The organism is Pseudomonas sp. Tul2A7 (assembly GCF_054790505.1).
The window spans coordinates 6,336,793-6,355,174 of sequence record NZ_CP186499.1; the positions used below are offsets into that span (position 1 = coordinate 6,336,793).

The 18,382-nt window shown below is 60.6% G+C and carries 17 protein-coding genes; 5 read left to right on the forward strand and 12 right to left on the reverse strand.

The features are described 5' to 3' along the window. Positions 1–16: 16 nt before the first annotated feature. The 3 genes from ACOYXJ_RS28175 to ACOYXJ_RS28185 form a co-directional block, all read right to left on the reverse strand. On the reverse strand, positions 17–1,030 hold the full coding sequence (locus tag ACOYXJ_RS28175; protein WP_016987798.1) for an ABC transporter permease: 1,014 nt from the start codon (positions 1,028–1,030) through the stop codon (positions 17–19). A gap of 84 nt (positions 1,031–1,114) precedes the next feature. After that, complete coding sequence (locus tag ACOYXJ_RS28180) at positions 1,115–2,725, reverse strand: ABC transporter substrate-binding protein (protein WP_460372848.1); 1,611 nt, start codon at positions 2,723–2,725, stop codon at positions 1,115–1,117. Positions 2,726–2,797: 72 nt separating this feature from the next. Further along, positions 2,798–3,952 carry a mandelate racemase family protein gene (locus ACOYXJ_RS28185; protein WP_008079679.1) on the reverse strand — a complete coding sequence of 385 codons (1,155 nt, stop codon included), beginning with the start codon at positions 3,950–3,952 and terminating at the stop codon, positions 2,798–2,800. Between the two features lie 360 nt (positions 3,953–4,312). Between ACOYXJ_RS28185 and ACOYXJ_RS28190 the strand changes: the two genes are divergently transcribed. The 3 genes from ACOYXJ_RS28190 (at position 4,313) to ACOYXJ_RS28200 (ending at position 6,867) form a co-directional block, all read left to right on the forward strand. Further along, positions 4,313–5,038, forward strand: coding sequence for an oligogalacturonate-specific porin KdgM family protein (locus ACOYXJ_RS28190; RefSeq protein ID WP_122597771.1), 726 nt, complete (start codon positions 4,313–4,315; stop codon positions 5,036–5,038). 96 nt (positions 5,039–5,134) lie between these two features. Continuing rightward, positions 5,135–5,977, forward strand: a complete 843-nt coding sequence (locus ACOYXJ_RS28195; protein WP_460372850.1) for an NAD-dependent epimerase/dehydratase family protein — start codon at positions 5,135–5,137, stop codon at positions 5,975–5,977. Beyond that, positions 5,974–6,867, forward strand: coding sequence for an SMP-30/gluconolactonase/LRE family protein (locus ACOYXJ_RS28200; RefSeq protein WP_460372852.1), 894 nt, complete (start codon positions 5,974–5,976; stop codon positions 6,865–6,867). The genes ACOYXJ_RS28195 and ACOYXJ_RS28200 overlap by 4 nt, the downstream gene beginning before the upstream one ends. Positions 6,868–6,871: 4 nt before the next feature. On the opposite strand, the gene ACOYXJ_RS28205 is transcribed toward ACOYXJ_RS28200, so the two are convergent. After that, positions 6,872–7,627, reverse strand: coding sequence for a FadR/GntR family transcriptional regulator (locus ACOYXJ_RS28205; RefSeq protein WP_460372854.1), 756 nt, complete (start codon positions 7,625–7,627; stop codon positions 6,872–6,874). Between the two features lie 198 nt (positions 7,628–7,825). On the opposite strand from ACOYXJ_RS28205, the gene ACOYXJ_RS28210 reads away from it, so the two are divergent. Then, positions 7,826–8,968 (forward strand): pectate lyase family protein, encoded by a 1,143-nt coding sequence (locus ACOYXJ_RS28210; protein WP_102902876.1) that lies wholly within the window; start codon positions 7,826–7,828, stop codon positions 8,966–8,968. A 251-nt stretch (positions 8,969–9,219) separates the two neighbouring features. Here the strand turns inward: ACOYXJ_RS28210 and gspF are convergent, their stop codons facing one another. The 7 genes from gspF to gspG are packed head-to-tail and all read right to left on the reverse strand — an operon-like array spanning position 9,220 to position 17,354. Beyond that, complete coding sequence (gspF, locus tag ACOYXJ_RS28215) at positions 9,220–10,431, reverse strand: type II secretion system inner membrane protein GspF (protein ID WP_440095190.1); 1,212 nt, start codon at positions 10,429–10,431, stop codon at positions 9,220–9,222. Beyond that, positions 10,431–11,837: a type II secretion system ATPase GspE gene (gspE, locus tag ACOYXJ_RS28220; RefSeq protein ID WP_460372856.1), complete on the reverse strand. Its 1,407-nt coding sequence runs from the start codon at positions 11,835–11,837 to the stop codon at positions 10,431–10,433. The genes gspF and gspE overlap by 1 nt, the downstream gene beginning before the upstream one ends. Further along, positions 11,834–14,203, reverse strand: coding sequence for a type II secretion system secretin GspD (gene gspD / locus ACOYXJ_RS28225; RefSeq protein ID WP_460372858.1), 2,370 nt, complete (start codon positions 14,201–14,203; stop codon positions 11,834–11,836). Before gspD ends, gspE begins: the two co-directional genes overlap by 4 nt. After that, positions 14,200–14,742, reverse strand: a complete 543-nt coding sequence (gene gspM, locus ACOYXJ_RS28230; RefSeq protein WP_460372860.1) for a type II secretion system protein GspM — start codon at positions 14,740–14,742, stop codon at positions 14,200–14,202. Before gspM ends, gspD begins: the two co-directional genes overlap by 4 nt. Beyond that, complete coding sequence (gene gspL, locus ACOYXJ_RS28235; protein ID WP_460372862.1) at positions 14,735–15,913, reverse strand: type II secretion system protein GspL; 1,179 nt, start codon at positions 15,911–15,913, stop codon at positions 14,735–14,737. Before gspL ends, gspM begins: the two co-directional genes overlap by 8 nt. Beyond that, on the reverse strand, positions 15,910–16,896 hold the full coding sequence (gspK, locus tag ACOYXJ_RS28240; RefSeq protein ID WP_460372864.1) for a type II secretion system minor pseudopilin GspK: 987 nt from the start codon (positions 16,894–16,896) through the stop codon (positions 15,910–15,912). The genes gspL and gspK overlap by 4 nt, the downstream gene beginning before the upstream one ends. A gap of 8 nt (positions 16,897–16,904) precedes the next feature. Further along, entirely contained in the window at positions 16,905–17,354 is a 450-nt protein-coding gene (gene gspG, locus ACOYXJ_RS28245; protein ID WP_016984958.1) for a type II secretion system major pseudopilin GspG, read from the reverse strand. 146 nt (positions 17,355–17,500) lie between these two features. On the opposite strand from gspG, the gene gspI reads away from it, so the two are divergent. Further along, entirely contained in the window at positions 17,501–17,887 is a 387-nt protein-coding gene (gene gspI / locus ACOYXJ_RS28250) for a type II secretion system minor pseudopilin GspI (RefSeq protein ID WP_460372866.1), read from the forward strand. A gap of 6 nt (positions 17,888–17,893) precedes the next feature. Here the strand turns inward: gspI and ACOYXJ_RS28255 are convergent, their stop codons facing one another. Further along, positions 17,894–18,325 carry a type II secretion system protein N gene (locus tag ACOYXJ_RS28255; RefSeq protein ID WP_191622661.1) on the reverse strand — a complete coding sequence of 144 codons (432 nt, stop codon included), beginning with the start codon at positions 18,323–18,325 and terminating at the stop codon, positions 17,894–17,896. Between the last annotated feature and the right edge of the window lie 57 nt (positions 18,326–18,382).

Below are 18,382 nucleotides of genomic sequence, written 5' to 3' on the forward strand. Positions count from 1 at the left end.
GCTGCTGCCAAGCGTGTTAACGGGTGCGCGGATCGAAGACCTTGTACAAGGCATCGCTGATCAGGTTGAGCGCGACAAAAATCAAACCGATCACCAGCACACAGCCCATCACCGCGTTCATGTCGCCGAGCATCAGGCTGCTGGTCAGGTACTGGCCGAAACCCGGCCAGGCAAAGACCGTTTCGATCAGCACCGCGCCTTCGAGCAGCGAGCCGTAAGCCAGCGCCACCACCGTCAGCAGTTGCACGAGGATGTTGCGAAAGGCGTGACCCCAGACCACCTGGCGGCGCGACAACCCCTTGACCCGAGCGGTGATGATGTATTCCTGAGACAGTTGCTCGAGCATGAAGCTGCGCGTCATCCGACTGATGTAAGCCACCGAGTTCAGCCCGAGGATCAGCGCCGGCAAAACGATGTGGCGCAAGGCGCTGGCGAAGGCTTCCCAATCACCGGCCAGGCTCGAATCGATCAGCAACAGCCCGGTGACTTCGGGCACCATGCCGTCGTACGCCAGGTCGATGCGACCGGCGCCCCCAGCCCAGCCGAGCCAGGCGTAAAACACCAGCAAGCCCATCATGCCCAGCCAGAAAATCGGTGTGGAATAGCCGAACAGGGTAATCACTCGCGCGACATGATCGCCCAGTCGCCCTTGATTACTCGCCGCGCAAACGCCCAGCGGCAAACCGATCAGCACACCGAAGAGGATGGCCAGGGTCGCCAGTTCGATGGTGGCCGGAAACACCCGGCGGATGTCATCGAGCACCGGGTGCCCGGTCAGCAGCGCGTTGCCGAAATTGCCGTGCAGCAAGTCATTGAGGTACAGGCCGAACTGGGTCCAGATCGGCTTGTCCAGCCCCATCGCCCGGTACACCTGATCGTAGGTCGAACTGTCGGCGTCCGGCCCGACCACCGCCAGCACCGGATCGAGCGGCATCACCCGACCGATGATAAACGTCAGCGCCAACAGGCCCAGTAACGTCACCAGCACCGTGCTGGCACGCCGCGCAGTATTGGAGGCGCGGGCTCCCATGGCAGAGGCAGTCATAACAAACATAGTCAGCTCCTGATAAAACGGTCACCGGTGCACCCGGCACGCGAAGTTCATCCGTGCATTTCAGCGTTTTTTGTAGACGTCTTTGTAGCGCGTGGTCGCGGCCGTGTGCCCTTGGAAATCGGCAACATCGGCGTAGACCAGCACCGTATCGGTCATCTGCGAGACCGGCAGAATCGCGCCCACTTGCTGATCGAGTTGCTGCTGGATGTCCTGATACTGCGCCTGCTGTTTCTGCGCATCGGGCTCGACTTCGGCACTCTCGATCAACTGATTCAACTCGGGACTGTAGAACGAAGTGCGCCAGCCCTGAAAGTTGCTCAGTTTGGCTTCGTCACGGTTATCCGGGTTGTACACCAGCGTGCGCAGGCTCGAATGGGGATGACGTTCGGCGCCGCCACCGCCACGGCCGACGATGATGTCGAAACTGCGCTCACGCATGGCGCCGTATATCTGGTTACCGGTGCCGGTGATGATGCTGGCTTCGATCCCGGCCTGCGCCAGCGTCGATTGCAGGTTGGAGGCGATGTTGATGAACGGCGGTTCGGCCAGCACGCGGATGCTGGTCTTGAACCCGTTCGGGTAACCGGCGTGAGCGAGAAGTTTTTTTGCCTCATCGACATTCAGTCGATAACCGGGATCCGGCAGGCGCGCGACCAGTCCCAACGGCATCGGCCGTTGATTGATCACGCCGTAGTGCGGCATGACGGTCTGGTTGATGCCCTGGTAGTCGATCAACGAGCGCACGGCTTTGCGCACGCGCGCGTCGGCGAACATCGGCTGCTTCACACTCAGTGCGACGTAATACAGCGTGCCGCGTTGCAGGGTTTGCGTGCGGACTTTGTCGCTTTTCTGCAAGGCCTGGATGTCCGGCGCCGACATGCCTTTGGCGATGTCAAGGTCACCGCGCTCAATCATCAGACGCAACGACTGCGACTCGGTCATGTTGCGCATGACGATGCGCTTGAGCTTGGCCGGGCCGCCCCAGTAACCGTCGAAACGGCTCATCAGAATCACGTCGTTGGCGCGCCAGTCATTGAGCACAAAGGCACCACTGCCGGCGGCGTGCGTCACCAGCCAGGCGGCGCCCAGGTCATTGTTCTTCTGATGCTCGAGGACTTTTTTGCGGTCGAGAATGAAGGCGCTTGGCGAGGTCGCCAGCGTGTTGAGCACCAACTGCGGATCGGTGGGGCGCGGCAATTCAATGACGAAGGTATTGGCATCGGTCGCGCGCATCGAACGCTCGACATTGTCGGCAGTAAAACCGTAAGCCTTCCAGGTCGACGCCAGTGCGAGATTGAGTTTGAGCACGCGCTGCAACGACCAGGCGACGTCTTCGGCGCTCAACGGGTTACCCGATTGAAATTGCACGCCCTGACGCAGATTAAAGGTCAGGGTCTTGCGGTCGTCGCTGACTTGCCAGCGCTCGGCCAGTGCCGGCAACAGCTGATCCGGCGCAGCGACGTCTTGCACCAGCAACATGTCATAGAGATTGGCATTGATCTCCGACACGTCCAGACCGGTGGCCGCCGCCGGGTCGAGGGACAGCAGATTGATCATGCTCATGCCGACGATCAATTGATCGGCCGGGGTTTTGGCATGGACGACAGGTAGCGCGGTCACCGTCAGGGTAGCCGCCAGAACCCGCGCCCACAGCGAAGGAAGAATGTTCATAGCGAGAGTGCCTTTCTTATATTTATAGGGCTCTCGGACAGCCCGGCATGCACCGGGCAGCCCGCGTACACGTCAGAAGCTTTTAAGCGTGTTCATCTCGATGAAGTTGAAGTCGATGTCTTCGCCCAGACCTGGCAGGTCGGACAAATGCACAAAACCGTCGCTGTCCATCGGGTCGACCAAGCGTTTGAGGTACGCCGGCACCTCGTCGTAATCCAGGTACGGGTGCAACAAGCCGCGCTCGTACCAGGTGCAGTTCTTGATCGCGCCGACCACCGTCAGGTTGGCTGCGCCGTTGCCATGGATTTCGCAGTCCATGCCAAACGACTCGGCCATGTGCGCGACTTTCAGGCAAGGCCCGATCCCGCCGACCCCGGCGACGCCGGCACGCAGGATGTCGCAAACGTCGTGCTTGACCCAACTTGCCCGACTCAGGTGTTTGCCGGACAAGGTTTCCGGGCCAAGTACCGGAATGTCCAGTTGCCCCGCCAGCCAGGCATAGGATTCGGCGGACTCTTCCATCATCGGCTCTTCGAACCAGGCGAAGTCGAGTTTTTCCAGTTCGCGTCCGATGTACAGCGCTTCGGTGCGGCTGTACCAGTGATAACCGTCGAGCATCAAGGCGATGTCCGGGCCCACCGCTTCGCGCACTGCCGCACAAGCTTTGACGTCAATGCGCGGGCTCGGTGCGAACGAGACCGGCGGCATCCAGGTGTGCAACTTGATCGCCTTGTAGCCGCGCTTGACCAGCGTTTCGGCAAAGCGTCCGTAGTCCTCCGGCGTCGCCAGGCCCTCAGGCAATTCATCGCCGCACATGGTTGAGCCGTATGCCGGCACCTTGTCGCGAAAACCGCCAATCAATTTATGCACCGGCACGCCGAGCTTGCGCCCCGCCCAATCCCACAACGCCTGCTCGACCAAGGCCAGCGCGCGATCAGTCAACTGGCTGGCGCTGCCACGCTGCCAGTGCGCCAGGTCATGCCAGATCTTTTCGCGATCAAAGGCGTTCTGCCCGACCAGCACCTTGCGCACAAAACCATCCAGCACATAAGGACGGATCAGCTCCGGCGCACCGAGGGCGTAACCCTCCTTGCCGTCTTCGGTCTGGATGCGCAGCAACGCCATTTGCGCCTGACTGACATCACCGGGATGAGCATGACCGGCGCTGTCGACTGCGCGGCGGGTGGGATAGGAAAAAACCTGGACGTTGACTGCTGTGATTCTCATGGACGTCTTGAGCCTTCTTATTGGATTTGTGACAGGAGTGTCGTCGGTTGCGATCGATCATAGGTCATCGTACAACACTTGAAAAGACCCAATAACTCTTCTTCGAATCGAAGCCTTTCCGGCTAAACGTCCAGCAAAGCGCCATATTTAAAGATGACTGCGGAATAACATGACTTGCTTTAGACCACTATTCACAGGGCATTTATGTATCAACATGTTTCTAAACCAGCATAATCACGTAGACGAGTCATCTTGTCGTACGATAACTTATATCTGCGCCTCAAATGAGAGCCATACGCAACATCGCGGTGCCTGTAGTACTCGTCAAACGACCCTAACAAAAACAAAAAAGAAGACCGTATGAACACCACCCTTCGCACGCTCGTCACTGTCGCGGCCCTCGGCCTGCCCTTCGCTGTCAACGCTGACTCTGCCAGCCTCAACTACCGCCACCAGTACACCGAGGAGGACAGCGCCCACGCCGACCGAATCAAGCTCAATTACCGCCTGGACAGTGGACTGGGGTTTGAGGCGGAGATGAAATACCGCACGGCCGGTGACCGCAAAGATGTCGCCTACGACAACATGGTCAACAACGGCCATGAGTTCACGGTGAGCTACAACTACAAGCTCAGCGCGCAGTCGACGCTGACCCCGGCGTTTCAGATGGACAGCTCCAAGGATGCGACCGCCTACAAGTTCGGCCTCAAGTACAACTACAAAATCGACGACGCCTTTTACGTAGCGACGCGCTATCGCCTGGACCTGCGCAAACTCGATCGCGATCAGGTCAACAAAGACATGCCCGATCACTACAAGGATGACCAGACCACCCACCGCTTCGAAGGCTGGCTCGGCTACACGCCAGCCAACAAGTGGGCTTACGAATATCAGTTCATCTATTTCAAGACCGACTACATCCGCTACGACAACAAGAAGAGCGACTACGAACAGAACCTGATCGTCAAATACAAGCTCACCAAACAATGGGCGCCCTTCATGGAAATCGGCGACATCAAAGTCGAGTCCACCTCACCCGACCGCCAGGCTCGCTGGCGTCTGGGCGTGCAATACAACTTCATGTAAACAGCACGCCGCTTTTGCCTGGCGAGCGCGCATCGCTTGTCAGGCAGGCACCCCGCCGCCCACCCTCTTCACCACCGCGTAATGGAAGACCCGACCATGACCACACAAACCACGCAGGCCAAACCCTTCAACCGTATTCTGCTGACCGGCGCCGCCGGTGGGCTCGGCCAGATTCTGCGCGAAACCTTGCAGGTTCACGCCGACACCGTCCGTTCTTCGGACATCAGTGCGATGGCGCCAAGCCGCGGCGCACATGACGAAGTGATCAACTGCAATCTGAGCGACAAGGCCGCTGTCGCCGCGCTGGTCGAGGGCGTCGATGCCATCGTGCATTTGGGCGGGATCTCGGTGGAGCGATCCTTCGAAGAAATTCTCGAGGCGAATATTCGCGGCACCTTTCATATCTATGAGGCCGCGCGCCTGCACGGGGTCAAGCGCATCGTGTTCGCCAGCTCCAACCACGTCACCGGCTTCTACTCGCAGGACGAACAGATCGACGCCCATTCGCCGCGTCGCCCGGACGGTTATTACGGTTTGTCGAAGGCTTACGGCGAGGACCTGGCAACGTTCTATTTCCACCGCTATGGCATCGAAACAGTGAGCCTGCGCATCGGTTCCTCATTCCCCGAACCGCGCAACGTGCGCATGCTGGCGACCTGGTTGAGCTATACCGATCTGCAGCACCTGATCGCCCGCGCACTGCTGGCCAGCGATGTCGGGCACAGCGTGGTGTACGGGGTGTCCGCCAACCGTGATCAGTGGTGGAACAACCGGCACGCCGCGCACCTGGGCTTTGCGCCGCAGGACAGCTCCGAAGCCTTTCGCACAAAGGTCGAACAACAACCGGCACTCGCTGCCGACCACCCGGACCGCTTGTACCAGGGCGGCGCCTTTACCGCTGCAGGTCCGTTTGAAACGCCGGCGCAGACGCGCTCATGAGTGCCGAACTGATTGTCGATGCGCGCAACGCCACCGGTGAAAGCCCGGTCTGGCAAGCCGACGAGAACGCCTTGTATTGGGTGGATATTCCGGCCGGCCGTTTGCATCGCTGGCAGCTCGATGGCCAGACCGACTGCTGGCAGGCGGACGAAATGCTCGCCTGTATCGCCCGCAGCGAAGCAGGACATTGGCTGGGCGCGCAGGAAAGTGGCCTGTTCAAACTGCGCCCGCAGGCTGACGGACGTCTGGCTGCGGAAAAGCTCATCGGCGTCGAGCACGCCCGCCCGCGCATGCGCTTCAATGATGGTCGCTGCGATCGTCAGGGACGCTTCTGGGCCAGCTCGATGCCAACCGCGATGGGTGCCGAGGCGGTCGGCGCGCTGTATCGATATGACGCGCAAAACCCGAATGATGCATCGGTGCTGGCGCCGCAACTGGAGGAACTCGTGGTGCCCAACGGCCTGGCGTTCAGTCCCGACGGGAGCATCCTGTATCTGTCCGATTCGCACCCGAGTCGGCAACTGATCTGGGCCTTCGATTACGACATCGATAACGGCACGCCGCACAACCGCCGCTTGTTCGTCGACATGAACGATCACCCCGGGCGACCGGACGGAGCTGCCGTGGATTCACACGGCTGCTACTGGATCTGCGCGATTGATGCCGGCCTGGTGTTGCGCTTTACCCCGCAGGGGAAACTGGATCGCGCGCTGCCGGTACCGGTAAAGAAACCGACGATGTGTGCCTTTGGCGGCCCTCGGCTCGACACCCTGTTTGTCACCTCGATTCGCCCGCAAGGCATCGACCTCGCCGATCAGCCACTGGCGGGCGGAGTCTTTGCCCTCAACCCGGGCGTTCAAGGCCTGCCCGAACCCAAGGCCCGCGCCTGAGGCTTCAGACGTTCAACGCCGCCGCGTCTGCAGCTTCGTAGGCCCGGCGCAGACGCTCGCGGCTGTTGGACAGATGCAAACGCATGGCTGCGCGTGCGGCGTCGGAATCACGCCGGACAATCGCAATGTAAATGTCTTCATGCTCGCGACTGAGGCGCTCCAGATAGGGCTCCTTGCGGTCATTCTCCAAACGTTTGGAATGCAGGCGTGTGCGCGGCAGAATGTTGGCGCCCAGGTGCAGCATGATGTCGGTGAAATAGCGGTTGCCGGTGGCCAGCGCAATTTGCTGGTGGAACTGGAAATCCGCCGACACGGCGTAGTCGACACTGACGGCGCGGGAATTGATGGCGTCCAGCGAATCACGCATCAGTTGCAACTGCTCATCGGTACGCCGCGCACATGCCAGGCCAGCGGCCTCGACCTCCAAAGTGATGCGCAATTCAAGCACCGCCAAGACATCCTGAAGCGTGACGATGCTGTCCGGATCAATGCGAAAACCGCTTGGGCTGGGTATGTCCTGAACAAAGGTGCCGATACCGTGACGGGTCTCCACCAGGCCCGCTGCCTGCAGACGCGATATCGCCTCGCGCACGACCGTGCGACTGACGCCGTGCTCGGCCATGACCTGAGATTCAGTCGGCAGCTTCGTCGCGCGCGCGAGTTCGCCGCTGCAAATGCGTCGGGACAGCTCGGTGACCAGGTCCTCCGCCAGGCTGCGATGCCGACGACGAACATTGGGTGTGGCGTTGGGTCTGTCCATCAGCAACAAAAATCTCGAATTTTCGAATAATTACGCATCATAGCCCATTCAGTTGTACGACAACGCACCAGTTCAATGATAGGATTTCTCATGCAGCGGACGTTCGATTCGCTGCAATGGCGATAAGGACGTCCGCTCGAGAAACACGTCGAAATTTCGCGTGTAAAACACTCAAGTTAATCAAGGATCTGATTACTCATGACAAAACCAACAACCTTCACGGCCTGCAAGCTGGCCAGCGCCATCGTCGGCAGCCTGCTGTTTTCCAGCCTGCCCGCACAAGCGGCCGATATCTGGCTGGATGTTGCAACGACTGGCTGGGCCACGCAAAACGGTGGCACCAAGGGTGGCTCCAGAGCGGCAGCCAACAACATCTACACCGTGAAGAACGCCGCCGAACTGAAAGCCGCACTCAGCGCTTCGGTCGGCACCAACGGTCGCATCATCAAGATTACCGGGCCTATCGACATCAGCGAAGGCAAAGCTTATACGACGACCGCCGATATGAAAAAGCGCGGCCGTCTGGATATCCCGGGCAAGACTACCATCGTCGGTACGAGCAGCACGGCGGAGATCCGCGAGGGTTTCTTCTATGCCAAGGAAAACGATGTGATCATCCGCAACATCACCATCGAAAACCCGTGGGATCCCGAGCCGATCTGGGACGCCAATGACGGCAGCGCCGGCAACTGGAACTCCGAGTACGACGGGCTGACCATCGAAGGCGCCAACAATGTGTGGGTCGACCATGTCACCTTCACCGATGGCCGCCGCACCGATGACCAGAACGGCACTGCCAACGGTCGTCCAAAGCAACATCACGACGGCGCACTGGACGTGAAAAACGGTGCCAACTACGTGACCATTTCCTACTCGGCGTTCAAATCGCACGAGAAGAACAACCTGATCGGTTCCAGCGACAGCCGCACCACCGATGATGGCAAGCTCAAGGTCACGATCCACAATACCCTGTTCGAAAACATCTCCGCCCGCGCGCCACGCGTTCGCTTCGGCCAGGTGCATCTGTACAACAACTATCACGTGGGCAGCACCAGCCATAAGGTCTACCCGTTCAGCTACGCGCACGGTGTGGGCAAGAGCTCGAAGATTTTCTCCGAGAAAAACGCCTTCGAAATCTCCGGCATCAGCGGCTGCGACAAAATCGCCGGCGACTACGGTGGCAGCGCTTACCTTGATCAGGGTTCTACGCTCAATGGCACCTTGCTGACCTGCAAGTGGGGCACCAACATCGGCTGGACCCCGCCTTACAGCTACACCCCGCTGAACGCAGACAAAGTCGCGGCCGACGTTAAGGCCAAGGCTGGCGCTGGCAAGATCTGATTGGTCGATGTAACCGTGTCAATGAAAAGCCCTCGGTGACGAGGGCTTTTTCATGTCTGCTTGAAGCTGGTGCGGGGGTGGAGTTGGAGTTCAGAGAAAATTTTGATTATTCATTGCCCGGACTGGCTCCTTCGCGAGCAGGCTCGCTCCCACAGGGTTTGATGTTGTTAATACAATTGACCTCACACCACAGAACACTGTGGGAGCGAGCCTGCTCGCGAAGGGGCCCGATCAGACACCATAAAAACCGGCTACTGGACCAATTGATTGATCTCAATGATCGGCAACAACACCGCCATCACAATCACCAGCACCACCCCGCCCATCACCACAATCATCAGCGGCTCCAGCAATGCCGTCATGCCCATCGCCCGGCGTTCGATATCTCGCGACAGGGTTTGCGCTGCGCGCTCAAGCATCGGTGGTAGCGATCCGGTTTTTTCGCCGCTGGCGATCAGGTGAATCAGCACCGGCGGAAACACGTTCTCCACGCGTAATGCAGCGGCAAGGTTCACGCCTTCACGCACCTTGGCCGTGGCTTCAGTGACACTCAAACTCAAGCGGTCGTTGGACAAGGTCTGCCGCGCCGCCTCCAGCGCACGCAACAACGGCACCCCGGCGCCGCCAAGAATCGCCAACGTCGAGGCAAAACGTGCGGTGTTCAGGCCCAGAATGAAACGCCCGAACAGCGGCAACTTCAGCACGCGATGATGCCAACTCAAACGTGCCGCCGGATTGCGCAGGTACAGGCGCCAGCTCCAGAACGCCCCTGCGATAATCGCCGCACACAACCAGCCCCACGCCCTTATGAAATCACTGGCGTTGAGCATCGCCAACGTCAACCCCGGCAAGTCCTGCCGCGCCTGAGAAAACGCGCTGACCACCTGCGGCACCACGTAACTGAGCAGGAAAATCACGATACCGATCGACACCAGACCAACCACGCCCGGATAGATAAACGCCGTGAGAATCTTGCCGCGCAGGTTGTTGCGTTCCTCGATGTAATCCGCCAGCCGTTCCATCACCTGCGCCAGATCGCCGGACTCTTCCCCTGCGGCGATCAATGCACGGTAGATCTCCGGAAAGTCCCGTGGTCGCGCCGCCAACGACTCGGCCAGACGCATGCCGCTGCGCACATCCGCACGCACGGCGCTAAGGGTGTGGGCGATGTGCTTTTTCTCGGCCTGCTCGACCGTGGCACTGAGCGCCGCTTCCAACGGCAGACTCGCGCCCAACAGACTCGCCAATTGCCGCGTAGCCCACGCAAGGTCGTTGTCTGAGAGCTTGGCGCTGAACAGTCCGCCACCACCGTGACTGGCGACGTTGCTTTCCTTGTGCACCGACAACGCGGTCAATCCACGCCCGCGTAATGTTGTGAAAGCGGCGCTTTGGCTGTCCGCCTCAAGATGCCCGGATTCTATCTTGCCGGTCGCATCGGCAGCTTCAAAACGATAGCGATTCATCAGGCGTCCCGTGTCACACGGAGGATTTCTTCAGGCGCGGTGGCGCCGCTGCGGATCCAGCGTTCGCCGTCCTCGCGAAGGCTGAACATCCCGGCCTTGGCGGCTGATGCGCGCAAGGCCTGCTCCCCTGCCCCTTGGTGAATCAGCGTGCGGATGTCGTCGTCGATGCAGAATAATTCGTGAATGCCGGTGCGGCCGCTGTAGCCGGTTTGATTGCACGCTGCACAACCGACCGGGCGCCAGGTGCCGGGCGCGGTGGGGTCTTCTTCCTTGCATTGATTGCACAGCCGCCTCACCAGTCGCTGCGCCAAAACCCCGAGCATTGAAGACGCCAGCAGAAACGGCTCGACGCCCATGTCGATCAAGCGGTTGACCGCCGACACTGCGTCATTGGTGTGCAAGGTTGCCAACACCAAATGCCCGGTCAGCGACGCCTGCACGGCGATTTGTGCTGTTTCCAGATCACGGATCTCGCCGATCATGATGATGTCCGGGTCTTGCCGCAGAATCGCCCGCAGCGCCAGGGCGAAGGTCATGTCGATCTTGGCGTTGACCTGAATCTGGCTGATCCCCGGCAAGTCGTATTCCACCGGGTCTTCCACGGTGAGAATGTTGCTGGTACTCGCGTCGAGCCGCGCCAATGCCGCGTAGAGGCTGGTGGTTTTGCCGCTGCCGGTGGGCCCGGTGACCAGCACGATGCCGTGGGGCTGGCGGATCAGGTGATCGAGTTTGGCCAACACCTGCGCGTCCATGCCGAGGGTTTCCAGATGCAGACGCCCGGCCTGCTTGTCGAGCAGACGCATCACCACCCTTTCGCCATGACCGGTGGGCACCGTGGAGACACGAATATCGATCGGCCGCCCGGCCACGCGCAAGGCGATGCGGCCGTCCTGCGGCAGGCGTTTCTCGGCGATGTCGAGCTGCGCCATGATCTTGATCCGCGACACCAGCGCACCGTGCAACGCCTTGCGCGGCGAGACCACGTCACGCAGGGTGCCGTCGACGCGATAGCGCACCACCGAATGGGTTTCGAACGGTTCGATGTGAATGTCGCTGGCCTCGTCGCGCGCCGCTTGGGTGAGCAAGGCGTTGATCATGCGAATCACCGGCGCGCCGTCCTGGGTGTCGAGCAGGTCGGTGATTTCCGGCATGTCCTGCATCAGCCGATCGAGATCAACTTCGTTTTCCGCAGCCCCAACCACCGCCGCTGCACTACCAGTGTCGGCATAAGCGCTGGCAAGCAAGCCATCCAGTTCATCGTCGCGCACCCGCTGAATCGTGGTCGCACCAAACTGCCGCCGCGCCTCGCTGATCGACCAGCCCGGCGTCGACGGGCACACCGTCAGCACGCCATCGCACAACAGAATGCGCTGTGCCTTGGCCCAGGCGTAGGGCAATGCACTCATTGGATCGGCACCGCTTTGATGGTTGCGCGCGGACCCGCCCCAGGTAAAACCGCCGGCACACCTTGCGCCGCCGTCGGCAACTGCGGCGCCTGCATGTCCGGCATCGCCCAGCTGCGTTCAGGCTGCAAACCGCCCTGCGCACGGCGCATGAAGTCGTAGCGGTTGAGGGTAATGCTGCGCCCCGCCTCGCTGTCGCGGATGATGTAAGGCCGCAGGAATACCATCAGGTTGGTCTTGGTAATCGCCCGGCGTTCGTTGCGAAACAGCGCGCCAATCCCCGGCAGGCTGCCGAGCCACGGCACCGCGTCATTGCTCTGGCTGTAACCGTCCTGCAGCAAGCCGCCAAGGACCATGATCTGGCCGTCGTCGAGCAAAATGCTGGTGTCGATCGCCCGTTTGTTGGTGACGATGCCCGCAGAATTGGCACTGGCCGAAGCGCGCTCATCAATGCTGCTGACTTCCTGATAGATATCGAGCTTCACCGTGCCGCCCTCGGAAATCTGCGGGCGCACATTGAGCTTCAGGCCAACCTCTTCACGGGTCACGGTCTGGAACGGGTTGTTGCTGGTGCCGCCACCGCCCGTGACATAACTGCCGCTGACAAACGGAATGGTCTGGCCAACAAAAATACTCGCCGCTTCGTTGTCGAGGGTCAGCAGGTTCGGCGTCGACAGCACGTTGGTGCCGCCCTTGCTCTTCAACGCCCGGGCCAGCACTTTCAGGTCGAGTATTTTGCCGATGCCGGGGATGTCGACGGTGCCGTTGACGTAGCCCAGATTCAAACCCTGCGGCAGTACGTCAATGCTGGTCTTGCCGTTGGTGTTGATCCCCGAACCACCCAGATTCGCCCCGCCGATCACGCCATTGCCGCCGAGGTTACCGGTCTGCCACTGCACACCGAACTCGCTGGCATCGTCCTCGCCGACTTCGACGATCAGGCTTTCGATCACCACTTGCGCGCGGCGCTGGTCGAGCAGATCGATCACCTCGCGCAGGTTGCGATACAACGGCTCCGGCGCAGAAATCAGCAAGGTATTGGTGGTGGCGTCAGCCTGAATGGTCACACCGCCGGCACTGAAGGCGACGTTCTGTTCGCTGCTCTGCGCACCGCCGCTGCCGCTTGTGCTACCACTGCTGCCCTGGGCGTAACTGCCGCCCGTGCTGCCGCTGCTGTTAGTCGATGTAGTGCCGCTGCTTTGCGTACCGCTCTGGCCATTCTGCCCAGCGTTGCCACCGGTACTTGCGCCCATGGCACTGAGCACCGAACGCGCACTGTCACTGGTGCCGCTGTCACTCTCGCCCGTGAGCAAACCGCGCAAGGCCTGCGCCAGTTTCGCTGCCTGCGCATTACGCAGATAAACCACGTGCAGATTGCTCGGATTGCTCTGCGCGTTATCCAGTTTGTAGATCAGGTTGCGCGCCAGTTCCGTGCGCTCCGGGCTACCGGCGCGAATGATGATGGTGTTGGAACGCGGATCACCAATCACCGCAATTTTCTGCGTCGGATCATTGCCCGGAGCATCGAGCAAATCCGCGACCATCGGCGCGATGTCAGCGGCGATGCCGTTCTGAATCTGCACCACATCCGTATCGATCGCACTCGGCGAATCAATGCTCGCAATCAACTGCGCAACACGGGTCAGGTTCTCCGCGTAATCGGTGATGACAATGGTGTTATTGCCCGGATAGGCATTGATCGGATTGTTCGGCGAAACGATCGGCCGCAGCACCGGAATCAGGTTCACCGCGTTTTCGTATTGCAGGCGAAACGTGCGCGTGAGCATGCCGTTGCCGGCCGGTTTGTCGGCACTGTAAATCGGCCCGCCGAGCAACTTCGCATCCGCCTCCGGCACCACCTGCGCCACACCGCCCACATCAACCACACTGAAACCCTGCATGCGCAACGCCGCCAACAACATGTCGTAAGCCTGCCGCGCCGGCACCTGACCTTCCGAGACCAGCGTCAACGTACCCTTTACCCGAGGGTCGACCAGAAACTGCTGCCCGGTCGAACGCGCTAACGCGCGCACCACCGCTTGAATATCCGCGTCGACAAAATTCAGCGTCACCGGTTGATCGCCCAAAGGATTGCTCGGCAACGCAATGCCCGACGAGGCGGCCCCACTGCGCGCACTCTTGCTGATGTTGTGCAATTGCTTCGGCGCCGGTCGCGCCTGCGCCTGTGCGCGCTCGCGGTCGAGCACCGCGTCGCCGCTGCGCTGGGTGTTGGCCAGAGGTCGACCGAGTTCACTGTCGACCAGCAACGGCGGCTGGTTCTGCGGCGTGGTGGTGTTGCTGCACGCGCTCAGTGCCAACAACAGAAACGGCGCGGCCGTACGTACATAATTGGAACCTGACCACTTCATGAAGCTTCCTTAGCGCCCTGCGCCTGATCCATGCGAACGGTTCCCGACAGATTGCCTGCCGTATCATCGACCTTGACCTCACTTGCACGCTGCAAACGAGCCTCGACCACTTCAAGTGAAAACTGCACGGGGTGGATTAACAGCCAGCTGATGACGGCATCAGCGGGCGCATCCTCGAACGTCAACTGCCAAGCGGTGCCAATTGCCTGCAGTTGGTAGTGACCAAGCAGCCCGCTGCCATCGAGAGATTGCTGCAATGACCGCTCGACGTTTTGCCCAATGGGCGCTGTTGCCACCTCGCGCAACAACAGATCCAGCGCTTCGGCCTGGCCACGCAACTTCGGCGTTTCGGTCTGCCAATGCTCAATCTTTTTCAGCGGTGGCTGGACGAGCAGCAGCCAGATCAGCACGCCCCCAATCATCAATGCGGTGCCCGCAACCAGGCGTTTTTCGCGCAAGCTCAGCGGCGTCCAATGCCGATGAATCTGTGCACACAACAGCAGCCAGCGAGCCCGATAGATCGCCAGTAGGTTATTCATCGTCGCTGTCCATGACGGCATCGTCCTCAACCGCTGCAGCCTCAACCTGCGGGCTGAAAATCCACACGTTGTCTTCGCGTCTGGCGACCAACCCTGCCTGCGTCAGCGCTCCCGGCAAAGCGCCGTCGGCGGGTGCCTGCGCAGTATCGGCAGCCAACTCCAGCTGCAAACGTCCCTGCTCATAGGTCATGCGCTGGACGCTGCCTGCCATAAACGGCAGCGCGCTCGCGGCGTGTTGCACCAGGTAGGCAAACCCGTGATTCGCGTCGGCCGTCACACCACTGTGCCGGGCTGCCAATTGCTGGCGAGCCTGCTGCAACGGATTGAGGATCACCGGTAACTCTGGAAAAGCCTGCTTTACCCGCTGGCTCATTTGCACCTTGAGCTGCTCGCCCTGGGTCACTTCACGGGCCGCGTAAAGGTTCAGCCCCGACACCCAGATCGCGATCGCCAAGGCGCAACAGAAGACGGCCTTGCCCCAACCTCGAGCGGGGCCGGCAGCCTTGCCGATGCCTGCATGCAACCCCCATCCCGGCGCAACGCCACACCAGCGCTGCTCCGCAGGTCGTGGTTCGACGACTGTTGCAGGAGCACCCGCGCCGATCCACTGCAAGTCGCGACCACTGGCGACAAATTCATCCAGACGCTCCTGCGCCAAGGGTTCTACCGAAGCCTGCGCACGGCTGAAGCGCAGCAGCAATTGCCCGTCCAATACACTCGCGCTGACCTGCCCCTGCGCTGGCACCGGCAACGCATAAGGCGCCGGGTAAAGGCCTCGCAGCTTCAATCGGTGCTGAGCCAATAACAGCCCGAAACGATCCAGAGATGCCTGCGCGAGCCAGGCCAGCGCCACTTGTCCTGAGACCTCACGAGCACTGTGTGCAACGTACATCTGTTCAGTGCCACCCAGAATCAGCGCCTGCGCGGCACACTTCACCGCCGCCTCGATCTTCACCGGCGCCAGCGGTGGCAACTGCAAACTGGTCAGTACGCTGTCCGCCGGATGCAGAAAAAACTCGACGGGCTGTAACGGCCACTCCTGTTCAATCAGCAACAGCGTACTGATACCGGTCTGACTGACCTGGTCGTGCCGATCCAGGCGCGCAAATTCAACCTCAGAGTCTGAGGTCAAACCCGCCAGCGGCGGCAAGGCGACTCGCAGGCGCGTCATACGCCGAACCTCGACCAGACCACTTTCGGCAGGTCGTCGGCAGGTCGATACAGCAGCGCATCCAGACTGACGCGGCGCTGGTCACGACGCGCGTGTCCGCGCAGCAGAAACCAATCGCTGCTGATGCCGACGTTCAGTCCGTCGACGGTCAGATGCGGCAAGTGCAGACGGTTGACGAAGTCCCCGCGATTGATGAACCACTGGCCACGATCGCGCTCTCCCACCACGGCCCTGGCCTGCGCGAGCGATAAACCCGGTACCACCGCCACCAATACCTCGGCGCTGGCAGTATTACCGTTGACCCAGGTCTTGGCCGGAATCAGGCTGACATACTGATTCAAGCGCCCAAGCAGCTCCTCGTTCATGCCTTCGAGGCCACGTAAATCATCAAGGCTGCGCAACATCGGCTGAGTGGCCGGCAAGGGCCTTTGGCGCGCACTTGGCGACGTCGCACGGACGCCGTCGAAACCCGTCTGCGCCATACTCTGCCCAGCGGCTTGCAGGTCGGGCATTCTCGGGTAGGAGGCAATGACTCGCTGGCTGATGCGCTGGCTGAGGGCAGCATCGATTCCTATCATTTCGCAGAGGCGTTCGAAGCTGCGCAACTGTCCGCCATCGACGCGCTCATTGCTGAGTACATTGCGCAAATTGAACTTGCCCTGCTGATCCTCGATGCGCCCCTCGAAACCGCTCCCCGGCGAATTCAACAAATGGCTTTTGACAGGCTGCGCCCAAGGTTGATCGAGCCGGGTCAGCGCGTCCTGTTGACGCGTGTCCCTGAGCAGTTGCCGACTGAGCTCCAGCCCCGCCAACAGTGCCGCAGCGCCCTGCACGCGAGACTGTTCCGCTTCAAGAGAACGGGTAAAGACGCTCTGCCGGGTGAGCATGCCAGCGGCGATCACCGCAACCACGGCGGCAATCAGCAAGGCGCTGATAATGGCCATGCCGCGCTGTTTCTGTGCATGTGGCGAGGATGATTTCATGGCCGCTCTCAGAGCTGCCAGGAACCAATATCGGCATTGACGCCGTCGCCGTCGGGTTGGCCGTCTGCGCCGAGGGAGAAGATATCGATCTCACCGTTCGCGCCAGGATTCAGATAGTTGTAAGGACGACCCCACGGGTCGTTGGGCAAGCGTTCCAGATAAGAGCGCCAGTTGCTGTTTTTCGCATCCGCCGGACGCTCCACCAACACCTTGAGCCCCTGATTCAACGTCGGGTAAGTGCCGTGGTCGAGGCGATAGAGTTTGAGTGCCTGCATCAGGCCGGCGATGTCTTGTTTTGCCGCAGTGGCTCGGGCCTGATCAGGTCGGTCGAGCACCTTGGGCACGACCATCGCCGCCAGAATGCCGAGGATGACCACCACCACCATGATCTCGATGAGGGTGAAACCCTGCTGACCTCGACGGCCTGCGGACTGAGATTTGACGCGCGCGAAATCCATTTCAACCTTCCTTGGCATGATTACATTCGGCGCGCAGTGTAACAAAAGCCAGTCATCGTACAACAATCATTAACGCACTGTTTTTCTGCACATTCGCCAAAAGACGGGTGTTATTCTGCGGGCCGGTTTCAACCGCAGAGACAAGCATGGAAGCATTGCGCAAGGAGCGAGGTTTCACCCTCATCGAGGTTCTGGTGGCCTTGGCGATCATCGCCGTGGCCATGTCTGCGGCCGTTCGCGTTGCGGGCCTGATGACCCAGAGCAATGGCCTGTTGCGCGATCGCTCGATCGCTTTGCTGGCGGCGCAGACCCGGCTCGCCGAACTGCGCCTGGAGGAAGATTTTGCCCCGGGGCTGAAAACCTTCGAGTGTGATCAAGGTCGCCTGCAACTGCGCTGTGACCAACGCGTGACCCCGAGCGCCGATGGACGACTGCTGCGCGTGACGCTGCTGGTTTCCGATCGCGAACGTCAGGCGCCGCCCCTGGCGCAACTCGAAACCTTACTCGGCCGGCCGCAGGAAAAGCGCCAATGACGCTGCTCAGGGTCGAGTCAGTCGTGGCAGCGATGGGGAGTCTGGCAGCGTGCTGACTTTTAATCGGCTCTGTTCTGCGCCACGCTCGATGACCACCGCATCCTGTTCAATGGCGATCACGCGCACCCCCTGGGTCAGGCGATCACCCACCAGAAAACTGCGCGGCGGACCATCGTTGAGACTTAGAATTGCCACCGCAGCGTGCGCCCCTGCCAGCACTCCGGACACCTTGATATCCAACGGTGCCGGCTGGTTGGAAAACCACTGCAAAGCCGCTGTGTCGGCGCGCGTCGGCAACACTTGGGGTGCCACCGCCGGAACGTGGGATTCGGCCGGCGTCAGCAACAGCGCAGACCAGAACAGCCCCCCTGTCAGCGCCGCGATCAGCGCCGCCGATTGCACAAGCTGCGTTGCGGATAAGCGAAAAGTAAATGCCAAGACCACACCTCCCTGTTGTCCTGCGTCGCAGTCTACAGGACAACATTCGCTTTTCTA